Origin of the sequence: Pseudomonas sp. GL-B-19, from assembly GCF_019956415.1 — a bacterium.
Taxonomy (GTDB): Bacteria; Pseudomonadota; Gammaproteobacteria; order Pseudomonadales; family Pseudomonadaceae; genus Aquipseudomonas.
The window spans coordinates 1-13533 of the sequence record NZ_JAHBDK010000055.1 but is presented as its reverse complement, the minus strand read 5'-3'; the positions used below and the strand labels follow the sequence as shown (position 1 = coordinate 13533).

Genomic DNA, 13533 nt, shown 5'->3' with positions numbered 1-13533 from the left:
CCCCCTTTTTGGTCGTTGTCATTCAAGCATTCAACTGGCGAACGGGACGCACCTCGACACAGCCGACGCGGGCCGCCGGGATGTTGCCGGCGACCTGGAGCGCTTCATTGAGGTCCCTGGCATCGATCAGGTAGAAGCCGGCCAATTGCTCCTTGGTTTCGGCAAACGGGCCGTCGGTGATCGACATCTTGCCGTTACGCATGCGCACGGTGGTGGCGGTCTGCACCGACTCCAGCGCCTCGGCCGCGAGCATGCGGCCACCACTCTGAATCGACTCAGCGTAGGCCATGCACTCGGCGTCGTTCGGGCTCTCGGGCAGCGAGTGCAAGGTGTGCTCGTTGCTGTAGACCAGGCATAGGTATTTCATGTGGCTCTCCTGAATCGAACGAATCAACTATGGCTGCAGATTGACGCGTTGGCGAAATTCCCGACGATCAGGGCTCCAGATTGAAGATCGTGGTACCGCTGACCATGTCGAACGGGGCCGACCAGTGTTCATGGACGATGCGCCATTGCCCGGCGTCGCGGCGGTAGCAGGCGGTTACGCGCATCCAGCAGGCCTGGGTTTCGCCCTTGTCGTTGGTGCCAACGCAATGGGCCAGCCAATGGGCGAAGGCGATGTGCTCGTCCGCCACGATGTTCATATGGTCGAAGTCAAACTTATGCGGGCCCTGGCACATTTCCATGCACTCCAGCCAATGCGCGCGGTAGGCGGCCTTGCCCCGGAATTGCAAGGCCTTGACCGCGTCGTAGGAGACGATGTCCTCGGCGTACAGGGCCATGATTCTTTCGACATCCTTGGAGATGACGGCCTGGCGATAGGTGTCGATCAGGGTCTGGATTTCGTGTGTAGCGCTCATGGTGGTTCTCCGTGGTTTTTGTTGTGAAGACACCCTTAGTCGTTCGGCAAAAAACCAAATCGACAACTGAAATAAAAATAATCCATCGACGCAAACTCGCTAGAATTCGAGGCTCATTTGTGTTGGAAAAAGGACACTCCAGTGACAACCCGACTCGTGCCTTACGAAAGCCTGAACGCGCGCCAGCGCCAGCAGGTCGAGGCCATCGAAGTTCACAAAGAACAAATAAAATTCAGCGGCGACATTCACGGAGCGTTGCACTCCCTGTTGTCCAAACCCGGCCCCGGTGTCAAAGGATTTGCGCTGCTGGTCGAGGACGTTCCCGTGGCTTTCCTGCTGCTCAAGCGCCCGCCGGTGCTGCCGGCCTGGGCCGATGAACACAGCGCCACCCTGCATGCGCTACAAGTCGACCAACGCGCTCAAGGCAAAGGGTATGGCAAAGCCTGCCTGCAAGCGCTACCCGAGGTCGCGCGTCAGGCGTTTCCGGAAATAAAGGGGCTGGAATTGTCGGTGGATGCGGACAATGAGCCGGCTATCGCGCTTTACACAAAGTTCGGCTGGGTCGACAGGGGTGAAGCGTACAAGGGGCGGATTGGTTATGAGCGGCGAATGGGGCTGGTTTTCTGAGATAGCTACTGACCCACCGCCAAACCAATGTAGGAGCGAGCTTGCTCGCGAAGGCGGTGTGTCAGTCGACATCATAGTTGACTGATACACCGCCTTCGCGAGCAAGCTCACTCCTACAGGGGATTTTCGGTGGATTTATAAATCGAGAACCATCTCATGCCACGCCATCCCGCCATGGTCCGAGGCCGACGGTTTGATGTAGGCAAAGCCAAACCCGGCATACAGTGGAATATGCCGCTCCTTGCACATCAGGTGAATGCTGACCTTGCCCAGTGCACGCATGCGCTCAATGAACTCGCCCATCAAACGCTTCGCCAGCCCCTGCCCTTGATAATCCGGGTGCACCACCACCGACATGATCACCACATGCGGGCCGGCCGGGTCGTGGCCGATCAGCTCCTTGAATGCTTCGTCCGACATTTCCACCTGAAACGCCGCGCCGGAATTGATGAAACCGGCGACCACGCCGTCGACTTCAGCCACGATGAAGCCCTCGGGCCACGTGGCGATACGGGTGGCGATTTTTTCGCGGGTGGCGGCTTCGTCGCCTTCGTAGGCAACGGATTCGATGGCGTAGCAACGGTCCAGATCAGCAGGCGTGACGTGGCGGATGACTGTGTTCATGGCAGGTCGCAATCAGATGGAAAGGCCGAGGATCATAAATCAGCCTCCACACGACATCGAGAGACGAATCACCGATCCGTCTCTCGATGCAAGTGTTCAGCCTTTGATTGGCACCCAGATTTCCAGCTTGCCGGTGTTGAGCTTCGGGTTGAAATCTTCGCTGTAACGTTCGAATTCCGGAGCGTCCACCGCCTCTTTACCGGACTTGGGTAGCCAAGTATCGAAGATGTAGCGAAAGGTCTGCGGCAAGGACTCCAGCGGCCCCTTGTGCTCGAACACCGCGTAATACTGAGGCTGAACCTCTACCCAGCGGTACTGGTCGGGCAAATCGTCGAGCTTGCTGATCTCGACGCCGGCAATGTAATCGAAGCCACCCTTGCCGTCGAAATTGCAGCAGACGCCGTAGGTCACCTCGCCTTTTTGCCCGGGAACATTGCCAATGTGCGGATTGAATTTTTCCCAGAGCGCGGGAATGCCTGTGATGGTCTGTTGGGTAAATTGTCCACCAAGCCCTGCGATCAGCAGGAAGTGTCCGTGTTCGAAGCGTGGTTCCGTTACTTCGGCGCCTGTTTGCTCATCCATGACTCATCTCCTGAGCTTAAAAATGGGTTCGGCTGGGAGTATAGAAGCCAAACCCGATTCGCCCAGTTATAGGGCGTTCAACTGTTCGACGGCCACCGCGCCAACAAACTCGTTGTAACCCGATAGGATCACGTAGACCGCGAAATAGCAGAAGATCGCCGCCGATGCCATGTAGGAATAACGCAGCAGTTTGTCACCCAGCAACTTGCCGCCGTGGCTCGCCGCAAAGCACAAACCCGCGCTCCAGAGCAAACCGGCGCAGAGGAATCCGCCGAGAAACAGCGCTGAACTGAGGGCATCACCGCCGCCGGAACGGGCGATCAGCGTACCGCCCACCGCCGCAAACCACAGAATGGCGCTGGGCGAGGATATGGCGAGGAAGATCCCGCGGAAAAATTCTTTGCGATGGGAATTCTGCCCCACCTCGTCGGCTTGCGCCAATACCGCTTCGTGGTGAATCGCCGAATAGATCATCTTTGCCGCGAAAAACACCAGTAACGCTGAACCGCCAATCCACAGGAGCCAGCGTACGGTTTCGTATTGCAGCAAAACGGTCATGCCCGCCAGCGCCAGCACCGCGTAGATCAGGTCGCCGACACAGGTGCCCAACCCCAACGCAAAGCCTTGGAAATAGCCGCGTTGCATGGCCAGGGTGATCATCGCGATATTGGCCACGCCGATATCCAGGCACAACGAAAGGCTCAGCAAGAAGCCGCTGCTAAATTCCATCAACCGATTTCCTTCGGAAAAATTTGTTTACATACTCGCTGGACAGTGTGCCACGACTGCCCTTATCTTCCGCAACAGGCCACCGCAGTGGCCAGCGTCGCTCGGACGGTTCCGGGCGCTTACGTTATCCGAGGCAACAATGGCCGAACAAGGTTCGCCGCGCCGCTTTGCGCGCATAGATCGACTCCCCCCTTACGTTTTCAACATCACTGCCGAGCTGAAGATGGCCGCCCGTCGTCGTGGCGAAGACATCATCGACTTGAGCATGGGTAACCCTGACGGCCCGACGCCGCCGCACATTGTCGAAAAACTCGTGCAGGTCGCCCAGCGCGAAGACACTCACGGCTACTCGACTTCCAAAGGCATTCCGCGTCTGCGCCGGGCGATTTCCAATTGGTACAAAGATCGCTACGAGGTCGACATCGACCCGGAAACCGAAGCCATTGTCACCATCGGCTCCAAGGAAGGCCTGGCGCATTTGATGCTGGCGACCCTGGATCAGGGCGATACCGTGCTGGTACCGAACCCGAGTTATCCGATTCACATCTACGGTGCCGTGATTGCCGGCGCCCAGGTGCGCTCGGTACCGCTGATTCCGGGGGTGGATTTCTTCGCCGAACTGGAACGGGCAATTCGCGGCTCAATCCCGAAACCGAAAATGATGATCCTCGGCTTCCCGTCCAACCCCACCGCGCAATGCGTGGAACTGGATTTCTTCGAGCGCGTGATCGCCCTCGCCAAGCAGTACGACGTGCTGGTGGTGCACGACCTGGCTTACGCCGACATTGTCTACGACGGCTGGAAAGCCCCGTCGATCATGCAGGTGCCGGGCGCCAAGGACATTGCGGTGGAGTTTTTCACCCTGTCCAAGAGCTACAACATGGCGGGCTGGCGGATCGGCTTCATGGTCGGCAACCCGGAACTGGTCAACGCCCTGGCGCGGATCAAGAGTTACCACGACTACGGCACGTTCACCCCACTGCAAGTCGCGGCCATTGCGGCGCTGGAAGGCGATCAGCAATGCGTCAAAGACATCGCCGAACAGTATCGCCAGCGGCGCAACGTGCTGGTCAAAGGCCTGCATGAACTGGGCTGGATGGTCGAGAATCCGAAAGCGTCGATGTACGTCTGGGCCAAGATTCCCGAGGCTTATGCGCACCTGGGCTCGCTGGAATTCGCCAAGAAACTGCTGGCCGAGGCCAAAGTGTGCGTCTCGCCGGGCGTGGGCTTCGGTGAGTACGGGGATGATCATGTGCGCTTCGCGCTGATCGAAAACCAGGACCGGATTCGTCAGGCCGTGCGCGGGATTCGCGGGATGTTCAGGGCAGATGGGTTAGTCGCCAAGACCAACACCTGAGTCATTAAGCAGTCACAAAAAAAACCGCAGTAATGCGGTTTTTTTGTGCCTGATCGTTCCCACGCTCTGCGTGGGAATGCCGCCATGGACGCTCTGCGTCCACTGTGACGCGGAGCGTCACGGGATACATTCCCACGCAGAGCGTGGGAACGATCAGTGTGGTGGTATTGCTTAAACGAACATCGACAACAGCAGGATAAAGCCCAGCGCAACCACGGACAGGATGGTTTCCATCGCGGTCCAGGTCTTGAAGGTTTCCGCCACGGTCATGTTGAAGTACTGCTTCACCAACCAGAAACCCGCGTCGTTGACATGAGACAGGACCAACGAACCGGCGCCGGTGGCCAACACCAGCAGCTCACGGTTAACACCCGGAATCATCCCCACCACCGGCACCACAATGCCCGCGCCGGTAATGGTCGCCACAGTGGCCGAACCCGTTGCCACGCGAATCACCGCTGCCACCAGCCACGCCAACAGAATCGGCGAGATCTGTGCGTTCACCGCCATGTGGCCGATCACGTCACCCACACCGCTAGTCACCAGCATCTGCTTGAAGCCACCACCGGCACCGATGATCAGAATGATCGCGGCAGTCGGCGCGAGGCTCGCATCGAGCCATTTCAGAATGGTTTTCGAATCGACGCCCTGACGGTGACCGAAGGTGTACAGCGACAGCAGCAGCGCCAACAGCAACGCCGCGATCGGGTGACCGATCAGGTCCATGAAGGAGCGTGCGAAATTACCTTCAGGCAACACCACGTCGGCAAAGGTTTTGAGCAACATCAGGAGCACCGGCAGCAGCACAGTGATCAGCGTGATACTGAAGCTTGGCAGGTGTGGCGTTTCAGGCTCGTGCGCCAGTTGATCCACCAGTTCCTGATTAGGGTGACCTGGAATGTACTTGGCAATGAACGTACCGAAGATCGGGCCGGCAATGATAGCCGTTGGCAGTGCGACGATCAGACCGTAGAGAATGGTTTTACCGATGTCGGCACCGAACACGCCGATGGCCAGCAACGGACCCGGGTGCGGCGGAACCAGACCGTGCACGGCGGACAAACCGGCCAGCAGCGGGATACCGATCTTGATGATCGACACACCAGTGCGGCGCGCCACGATGAACACCAGCGGAATCAGCAGCACGAAGCCGATTTCGAAGAACAGCGGAATGCCGACCAGGAAGGCCGCGAACATCATCGCCCACTGCACTTTGTCCTTGCCGAACGCGCGAATCAGGGTCTGGGCAATCTGATCCGCCCCACCCGACTCGGCCATCATTTTGCCGAGCATGGTGCCCAGCGCCAAGATGATCCCGACAAAACCGAGCACCCCGCCGAAGCCGTCCTGGAACGCCTTGATGATGGTACCGACTGGCATGCCGGAGGTCAGCCCGAGAAAGGCTGCAGCAATGATCAGGGCAATAAACGGGTGGAACTTGAACTTGGTGATCAGGACGATAAGCCCGATCACCGTGACCACTGCATCGAGCAGCAGGAACGTCTCGTGGGACATGCCAAACATTAGGGGTGTCTCCTGGTTGTTGTTGTTATTAAAGCGGGTAATTCGAAAGCCTTCAGGACAGCGCTATCTTTTTCGGAAAAACTCATACGGCGCGTTTCAGGCCGTGAGCCTGCCACCAGATATGCGCCTGCGATGCCAGTTGCTCGACGCTGAAGGTCGATGCATCCAGAGCCAGGGTCAACGGCTCGCCAACGGGGGATTCGAGCGTGGCGAACTGGCTGTCGATCAGGGTCGATGGCATGAAGTGGCCCGGTCGATGCGACACACGCTCGGCGGCAACTTCAGGGGTCAGTTCAAGGAACACGAAGCCCAGGCCCGGCAAGGCGCTGCGCAGCACTTCGCGATAGCTGTGTTTGAGGGCCGAGCACGTCAGCACCGGGCGTTCGCCCATGGCGTCGACGCGGCGCAATTCGTCGCACAGGCTGTCGAGCCAGCCGGCACGGTCTTGATCGTTCAGGGGGATACCCGCGCTCATCTTTTCGATATTGGCGGCAGGGTGGAAAGTATCGCCTTCAATGGCAGTGGCGCCGCTGAGCTGGCACAAGGCCTCGCTGACGCATGTCTTGCCGCAACCGGCAACGCCCATGATGACCAGGGCGGTGATGGGATGATTCATGTAACACCTCAGCGCGCAGACAGCGCTACCTTTGCCAGTTATGACACTAGACCAAAAGTAGAAGTTGCCGACGCCTTCTTGTCATTTTTGTGGGTTGCAGCGTGTTCGTTCCCAATGCCGAAAAGCAAGGTTCAGGCAAAACTCGCTTACGCATTTGCAGCTGCTTCGGGACAGCGCTACCTTAGTGCCTTGAATTTTGTTTGGCAAGCAGCCCGATGACCTCTCCTAAAAACGATAAAAATACACGCACCACTGGCCGCCCTACGTTGAACGAAGTTGCACGCCTGGCCGGTGTCAGCCCGATCACCGCCTCTCGCGCCCTGCGCGGTGTCAGCACCGTGGCCACGGAACTGGTGGAAAAAGTCCAGAAAGCCGCGCTTGAACTCAGCTACGTGGTCAACCCCGCCGCCCGCGCGTTGGCCTCGGCGCAGAGCCATTCGGTGGTGGTTCTGGTGCCGTCGCTGTCCAACTTGTTGTTCATCGAAACGCTGGAAGCCATTCATCAGGTGCTTCGCCCCAAGGGCTTCGAAGTGCTGATCGGCAACTTCCACTACTCGCGCGATGAAGAAGAAAACCTATTGCGCAATTACATGGCGTACCAGCCTCGCGGTTTGCTGCTGACCGGTTTCGACCGCACGGAAAGCTCACGGCGGATGATCGAGGCGAGCAACATCCCGTGTGTCTACATGATGGAACTGGACAGTGCGGCAGGCGTGAATTGCGTGGGCTTCTCGCAATTGGCCGCCGGCGAAACAGCGGCTGAACATTTACTGTCACGCGGTCGCAAGCGCCTGGCCTACATCGGCGCGCAACTGGACCAGCGCACCCTGCTGCGCGGTGAAGGGTTTCGCAAAGCCCTGCAAAAGGCCGGTTTGTATGACCCGGACCTTGAGGTGCTGACCCCGCGCGCCTCCTCCGTGGGGTTGGGCGGCGAACTGTTTCTACAACTGCTGGCCACTCACCCCGATGTCGATGCGATCTTTTTCGGCAACGACGACCTGGCCCAGGGCGCACTGCTCGAAGCCATGCGCTGCGGGATCAAAATCCCCGAACAAGTCGCCATCCTCGGCTTCAACGACTTGCCCGCCTCGGCGCACATGGTGCCGCGCCTGAGCAGCATCAACACCCCGCGCGAGGCGATTGGCCGGCGTTCGGCGGAGTTGATGTTGACGCTGCTGGCGGGGAATGCGGTGGCCAAACCGGTTCAGGACATGGGGTTTGAACTGAAAATCCGGGAAAGCACCTGACCCACTGTGGGAGCGAGCCGGCTCCGGGCGGCGTTCCGACGAAAGCGGTGTGTCATTAAACGAATGATGTGGCTGTCAGACCACCTTCCATCAAGCGGCGCATCGCCCATGCCTTGGGTTTTCAACTAACCTTCATAGTGCTCCTCATCCTGTTGATCGCTTGGTGGATGGATATAACTCAATGACACATGCACTGAAAATTCTCGGCAAAGCGTCGTCCATCAACGTCAGAAAGGTCCTGTGGACCTGTGAGGAACTGGACGTTCCCTACGAACGCGAGGACTGGGGCAGCGGTTATGCGTCAACCCACGCGCCGGAGTTTCTCAGGCTCAACCCCAATGCGCAGGTGCCGGTGATCATCGATGACGCCGGTGTGTTGTGGGAGTCCAATACCATCTGCCGCTACCTGGCCGGCAAACACCAAAACACTGATCTGCTGCCGCACGAACCGGCAGCGCGTGCACGGGTGGAACAGTGGATGGATTGGCAAGCCACCGAGCTCAATCCCTCCTGGAGTTATGCGTTTACTGCGTTGGTGCGCAAGGATCCGGAGTTTCAGGACGAGCATCGGATTGCTGTCGGCATACGCGGCTGGAACCAGAAAATGGCCATCCTCGAACATCAACTCGCGACCACCAAAGCCTATGTCGCCGGGCCTCACTTTACGCTGGCCGACATTGTCGTCGGGCTGTCCGTCAACCGCTGGCTGATGACCCCGATGGAACGGCCGGACTTCCCCGCCATCGACGAGTATTTCCAACGACTGGCACAACGCCCGGGCTTCCTCAAGCACGGCTGTAACGGCCTGGCATGACTGCGCGGCGGTGGAACAGCCGCCGACAAATTACAAGCTCGCACTCACCTTGGTAGCCACCTCCCCCGGCACCCAAGCCTTCCACACCTGCGGCTGCTCCCGTAAAAACACCTGAGCCACTTCACGCGGTTGCAGACGTTTTTCGCTCATCTGCCCCAGCGTCTGGTTCAGCAGATCGATCGGTAAATCGACTTTTTCAAAGAATGCCACCAGGTCCGGGTACTGCGCCTTGAATGGCGCCGACACGCCAATGGCCAGGCTGGCCGGCATCGAGCGCGAGCCCTTGGGGTTCGGGTTGTTCGCATCGGCCAGGGTTTTCCAGGCTTCAGCGTCGAACGGCGGCTCTTCAAGTTTCACCAGTTTGAAACGACCCAGCAGCGGCGTCGGCGACCAGTAGTAGAACAGCACCGGTTTGCCACGGCGGATCGATGAAGCGACCTCGGCATCCAGTGCCGCGCCGGAGCCGGTGCGGAAATTGACGTAGCTGGCGGTCAGATCGTAAGCCTTTAGTTTCTGACTGTTGACGATCTCCGACGTCCAGCCGGTGGGGCTGTTGAGGAAGCGGCCGCGACTTGGGTCTTCCGGGTCGCGAAACACATCCTTGTACTTCGCCAGATCAGCGACAGACTTCAACTCCGGGGCCAGCGGTTTGATGCCACGTTCCGGGTCGCCCTTGATCACGTATTCCGGCACCCACCACCCTTCGGTGGCGCCTTTGACCGTGTCGCCCAAACCAAACACCTTGCCCTCGGCAGACGCCTTGACCCACGCCGGACTGCGCCCGGCCCACTCTTCGCCGATCACCTGAATGTCGTTCTTGGCCAACGCCGCTTCGAGGCTGACGGTGCTGCCTGGCAACGTGTCGGTCGGGTAGCCGTAACCTTTCTCGACTATCAGGCGCAGAATTTCTGTGATCAGGCTACCGCTCTCCCAGGTGATGTCGCCGAAGTGGATAGGTGCGGTTTTTTCCGCCGCCGGAACATGGCTGGCCACCAGGCTCAGCGCCAGCAGCGAACTGCCGAGCAGGGTTTTGATTGATCTCATGCGGACCTCCGGGTCAAGGGTTGGTTGACGCTGTGCTGGACGCACAGTGCCTGGGAGCGGGTCATGTAAGCGCTGACCGAACGCTGGGAGATGCCCAGTTCGGCGGCGATTTGCGGATAGGTCAGCCCGTCGACGCGCGACAGCAGGAAGGTAGCCCTGACCTTGCTCGGCAAGCGCTCAAGGGTGCGGTCCAGATTGTTCAGGGATTGCGTTAACCGAAACAAATCTTCAGGCGATGGCCCGCCAGCAGGGCCTGCCTTTAGCAGTTGTTCGAGGTGCTGGCGCTCCAGATTACCGCGACGCCAAAGCTCATAAACCCGTCGGCGGGCGATGGTGGTGAGCAACGCACGCGGCTCACGAATGGGTGTCAGGTTTGGTGATTCGAGTAATTGCACAAAGGTGTCGACAGCGATGTCTTCGACACTGGCGCTGGCTCCCAAATGCCGGCGCAAGCGTGCGCACAGCCAGGGGTAATGAGCGCGAAACAATCCGCCCACGTGGTTGCGATGGGATAGGTCGGTGCCGGACATAGAGGCTCCAAGGGTTAGGGGTCGCTGAATGTCCGGTGATCCGGTGGCGTGATCCTAACAAGGAGCCTTATTCTTTAATAATATTTAAAAAGCATTTTTATATTCTATTTGGAAATTTCAATGCAAGCATGCGTAGCCCAGCGTTTGCGCTTCATGCTGATAGTCTAGGATGACCTGATAGTCGATTTCGCTGGCGGGCAGGACTTCTTTTAGCCCGAGGATTTCAGCAACGTCGGGCAATTCGCTCAAGGTCTGATTCATCACCTGCCGTAGGTGCTCAGCCTGTTCACGGGAAGTCCCGGCGGCCGAAATGTACGGCAAGGTTGGACTGAGCGCGCTGCGGGCGACGACGTGCAGGCCGGCGACTTCTTCGCGGGCATGTTGCGCCAGATAAGCAAAGGTCACGCTGTCGATGGCCGCCAGATCCGCTTGATCTTCACGCAGCCAGCGCAGGCTTTCGCGGTGACTGCCGCTGATGGCGACACTGGCAAAGAACTGTCCGTTGCGATGCAGCGGCGCCAGTCGATGGCGCAGCAGGTTCATGCCGCTGTTGGAATCTTCGCTATTGATCTCGCCACGGCTGTCGCGAAAGTCGGGCAAAGTGCGTCGATGATCATCGGCGCGACTCAACAGTAGACTGCAATGGCTGCCACCGCTGCTGTCCGGCAGTTCATAACGAGGCCGCCCGACCACCCGGACCTGACCGCGCAATGCCGTCATCAGCGGGTAGCCGCAGGTTTGGGTCAGCAGCAGATGCGGGGAGAGCCAGAGGTCCATCAGTGACAGGTCTTTGCCATCAAGACGATCGCTACCGAGACGTTCGAGAATGCGCGTCAGCCAGCGTTCGTTGGCCTGGCGGATCGGCTCTGGGGCGACGTACATCAGCAATTCGGCAATGTGTTGTGTCATCAAAATCTTCCAGACAACAAGTAACCCTGTAGGAGTGAGCCTGCTCGCGATGAGGGTGGGTCAGTCGACACTAATGTTGAATGTCAGGCCGCTATCGCGAGCAGGCTCACTCCTACAGGGGGTTGGGGTTGATCATAGGAAATCAGTGGAACGGATGCTGTGGGCTGTCGATTGCTTTCACCCCGTTCTGGCGCCACAACTGACCATAACCCCGCACCAGAAACCCACCACTGCGCTCAATCCATTGCTCACGACGTGCGCGATAAGCACGCGGCAAGTCGTACCACGGCAGCCCTGGCAAGTCATGATGCACCAAGTGAAAATTCAGGTTCAGGAACAACCATCGCCAAGGCCATCCGGCTTCATTGAGCACGGTCCGCTGCTCGGATTGCGCGTGAGGACGATGTTCGTAATAGGAGCGAATCATCGCAATCGACAGCGCCGGCACGCTGATCAGCAACAGGTAATGCCACACCGGCAGCACGCTGTAGCGGGCGATGAACGCCAGCATCAGCAAGGTCAGTGCGCCGTGGCTCAGCCACATCAGCCAGGCTTGTCGCTGGCCGGCTTTCAATCGCAGCCCTTCTTCCCGGGCTAGCGCCAGCAACCCCAGCGGTGCGCCGAGAACAAAACGACCGAGGACGGTTTTGTTCAGCCAGTGCAGGCCCTGCTCGAACAGCGAACTGCCCTGCCACTGCTCGGCGCTCAGGTAGCGGCTTTCAGGATCGAGACCTGGAAGGGTCAGGTCTTCGTCGCGGTGATGCAGCAGATGGCTGTCGCGATACAGGGTGTAGGGATACCAGACAGCGAACGGTGCATAGCCGAGCACTTTGTTCAGCGAGGTCCAGCGGGTCGGGTGACCATGCAACAATTCGTGCTGTACCGACAACCACAGCACCACCAGCGGAATCAGTAACACAGTGCTCCACCACAGCCCCAATCGGTCACTCGTCAGGACCAGGCTGAACCAGCTGCCGTACACGCTGATCAACAACAGCCAGGTCGGCCATTCGGTGCCGGCAGTCAGGCGTTGACGCAGGGTTTCGATTTCTTCTCGGTGGGCGCTATCGAAGTAATGGGGCATGGCGTTGCTCAGATCGGGAACCAGTCCCCTTCTGTGCAATAGCCCTAGAAAATCTTGCAGATGATTTGCTTATATCGTTAGACGTGCAGCAGGAGCCCGATTGCCGGGCTCCCTTGGCGCGGGATCAATGACCGAACACATCCACCTTCTTGGCCTTCTTGTCCGCGCGCTTTTCGATGGCGGTTTTCGCCGGCTTTTTCTTCGCTGCTTTCTTCGAATCCATACCTTTGGACATGATGCGTACTCCACTCATACGGGATGTGAGATCAGGTATACACCTATCCCTGCGCGCGTGTTCTTTTATAATCGCAGGCTTTGCACACTGACAGTCAAGACCCATGCCCGACACCCTGTACACCTTGCTCGACGAGCCGTTATGGCCACTGATGAACAAATTTTATCGCGCTCACCAATCGCCAATGAAGGCCGTGCGCGACGCTCGGTTATGGGTGGCGCGACGCGATGAGATTGTGGCGGCGCTGTGTTTGCGGCCAGTGGCGGGCGGGCATTGGCTGACGGGGCTGTTTGTCGATCCGGCCTGTCGCGAACAAGGGGTTGCGGGCGCGTTGATCGCCGCGGCGGTCAATGACCTCGACCTTCCGGTGTGGTTGTTTTGCCATCCGGATTTGCGTGGCTTTTATGAACGTCGCGGCTTTGCCTTCGATCCGCAGATGCCCTATGCCATGGTGGAACGCTTGAGCCGCTATGCGCGCAGCAAACCGATGATTGCGATGGGGCTGGAGCCGGCCAAATAATGCCCGAAAGACCGACAGAGATCCCCTGTAGGAGTGAGCCTGCTCGCGATAGCGGTGTGTCAGTCGGGAAGTTTTTGTCTGACACACCGCTATCGCGAGCAGGCTGATCTGGTCCAGTAATTTTGGACATTGTTTTCGGTTCTCACGCCGCCATCTTTTCTGCCGCTACCGGCGAGTGGTAACCGTTGTAGCTGTGGCGCCTTACATTGTTGTAGCGCGCCACATATCGGT

At 58.6% G+C, this 13533-nt stretch carries 16 protein-coding genes and 1 pseudogene; 6 read left to right on the top strand and 11 right to left on the bottom strand.

Going from position 1 to position 13533, the window contains the following annotated elements; genetic code table 11:
* Positions 1-22 precede the first annotated feature (22 nt).
* Positions 23-367, bottom strand: a complete 345-nt coding sequence (locus tag KGB06_RS21825; RefSeq protein ID WP_007945386.1) for a YciI family protein — start codon at positions 365-367, stop codon at positions 23-25.
* 67 nt (positions 368-434) lie between these two features.
* Positions 435-860, bottom strand: a complete 426-nt coding sequence (locus KGB06_RS21820; protein ID WP_223519455.1) for a YybH family protein — start codon at positions 858-860, stop codon at positions 435-437.
* A 141-nt stretch (positions 861-1001) separates the two neighbouring features.
* On the opposite strand from KGB06_RS21820, the gene KGB06_RS21815 reads away from it, so the two are divergent.
* Positions 1002-1487 carry a GNAT family N-acetyltransferase gene (locus KGB06_RS21815; protein ID WP_223519453.1) on the top strand — a complete coding sequence of 162 codons (486 nt, stop codon included), beginning with the start codon at positions 1002-1004 and terminating at the stop codon, positions 1485-1487.
* Between the two features lie 135 nt (positions 1488-1622).
* Here KGB06_RS21815 and KGB06_RS21810 read toward each other — a convergent pair whose 3' ends face one another.
* The 3 genes from KGB06_RS21810 to KGB06_RS21800 all read right to left on the bottom strand — a co-directional run bounded on the left by KGB06_RS21810 (position 1623) and on the right by KGB06_RS21800 (position 3422).
* Positions 1623-2111: a GNAT family N-acetyltransferase gene (locus KGB06_RS21810; protein WP_223519451.1), complete on the bottom strand. Its 489-nt coding sequence runs from the start codon at positions 2109-2111 to the stop codon at positions 1623-1625.
* Positions 2112-2207: 96 nt separating this feature from the next.
* Entirely contained in the window at positions 2208-2693 is a 486-nt protein-coding gene (locus tag KGB06_RS21805) for a GyrI-like domain-containing protein (protein WP_223519449.1), read from the bottom strand.
* Positions 2694-2759: 66 nt separating this feature from the next.
* Positions 2760-3422, bottom strand: coding sequence for a LysE family translocator (locus KGB06_RS21800; protein ID WP_223519447.1), 663 nt, complete (start codon positions 3420-3422; stop codon positions 2760-2762).
* 139 nt (positions 3423-3561) lie between these two features.
* On the opposite strand from KGB06_RS21800, the gene alaC reads away from it, so the two are divergent.
* The gene (alaC, locus tag KGB06_RS21795) at positions 3562-4779 is read left to right on the top strand and encodes an alanine transaminase (protein ID WP_223519445.1); all 1218 of its coding nucleotides are present in this window, start codon (positions 3562-3564) and stop codon (positions 4777-4779) included.
* 171 nt (positions 4780-4950) lie between these two features.
* Here the strand turns inward: alaC and KGB06_RS21790 are convergent, their stop codons facing one another.
* Positions 4951-6303 carry a GntP family permease gene (locus tag KGB06_RS21790; RefSeq protein ID WP_223519443.1) on the bottom strand — a complete coding sequence of 451 codons (1353 nt, stop codon included), beginning with the start codon at positions 6301-6303 and terminating at the stop codon, positions 4951-4953.
* Positions 6304-6385: 82 nt separating this feature from the next.
* Positions 6386-6919: a gluconokinase gene (locus tag KGB06_RS21785; protein ID WP_223519441.1), complete on the bottom strand. Its 534-nt coding sequence runs from the start codon at positions 6917-6919 to the stop codon at positions 6386-6388.
* Positions 6920-7134: 215 nt separating this feature from the next.
* Here KGB06_RS21785 and KGB06_RS21780 point away from each other — a divergent pair, with 215 nt between their 5' ends.
* From KGB06_RS21780 to KGB06_RS21770, 3 genes and pseudogenes are all read left to right on the top strand, one after another.
* Positions 7135-8166, top strand: a complete 1032-nt coding sequence (locus KGB06_RS21780; RefSeq protein WP_223519439.1) for a LacI family DNA-binding transcriptional regulator — start codon at positions 7135-7137, stop codon at positions 8164-8166.
* A 77-nt stretch (positions 8167-8243) separates the two neighbouring features.
* Positions 8244-8345 (top strand): annotated as a pseudogene (locus KGB06_RS21775) (chlorhexidine efflux transporter); the annotation flags it as partial.
* A gap of 2 nt (positions 8346-8347) precedes the next feature.
* Positions 8348-8980: a glutathione S-transferase family protein gene (locus tag KGB06_RS21770; protein ID WP_223519437.1), complete on the top strand. Its 633-nt coding sequence runs from the start codon at positions 8348-8350 to the stop codon at positions 8978-8980.
* 30 nt (positions 8981-9010) lie between these two features.
* Here KGB06_RS21770 and KGB06_RS21765 read toward each other — a convergent pair whose 3' ends face one another.
* The 4 genes from KGB06_RS21765 to KGB06_RS21750 all read right to left on the bottom strand — a co-directional run bounded on the left by KGB06_RS21765 (position 9011) and on the right by KGB06_RS21750 (position 12547).
* Positions 9011-10024 (bottom strand): ABC transporter substrate-binding protein, encoded by a 1014-nt coding sequence (locus tag KGB06_RS21765; protein WP_223519435.1) that lies wholly within the window; start codon positions 10022-10024, stop codon positions 9011-9013.
* Positions 10021-10554, bottom strand: a complete 534-nt coding sequence (locus KGB06_RS21760; RefSeq protein ID WP_223519433.1) for a sigma-70 family RNA polymerase sigma factor — start codon at positions 10552-10554, stop codon at positions 10021-10023. The genes KGB06_RS21765 and KGB06_RS21760 overlap by 4 nt, the downstream gene beginning before the upstream one ends.
* Positions 10555-10671: 117 nt before the next feature.
* Positions 10672-11463 (bottom strand): phosphate/phosphite/phosphonate ABC transporter substrate-binding protein, encoded by a 792-nt coding sequence (locus KGB06_RS21755; protein WP_223519431.1) that lies wholly within the window; start codon positions 11461-11463, stop codon positions 10672-10674.
* A gap of 142 nt (positions 11464-11605) precedes the next feature.
* On the bottom strand, positions 11606-12547 hold the full coding sequence (locus KGB06_RS21750) for a fatty acid desaturase (protein WP_223519430.1): 942 nt from the start codon (positions 12545-12547) through the stop codon (positions 11606-11608).
* Between the two features lie 338 nt (positions 12548-12885).
* Between KGB06_RS21750 and KGB06_RS21745 the strand changes: the two genes are divergently transcribed.
* The gene (locus KGB06_RS21745) at positions 12886-13302 is read left to right on the top strand and encodes a GNAT family N-acetyltransferase (protein WP_223519428.1); all 417 of its coding nucleotides are present in this window, start codon (positions 12886-12888) and stop codon (positions 13300-13302) included.
* The last annotated feature ends 231 nt before the right edge of the window (positions 13303-13533 follow it).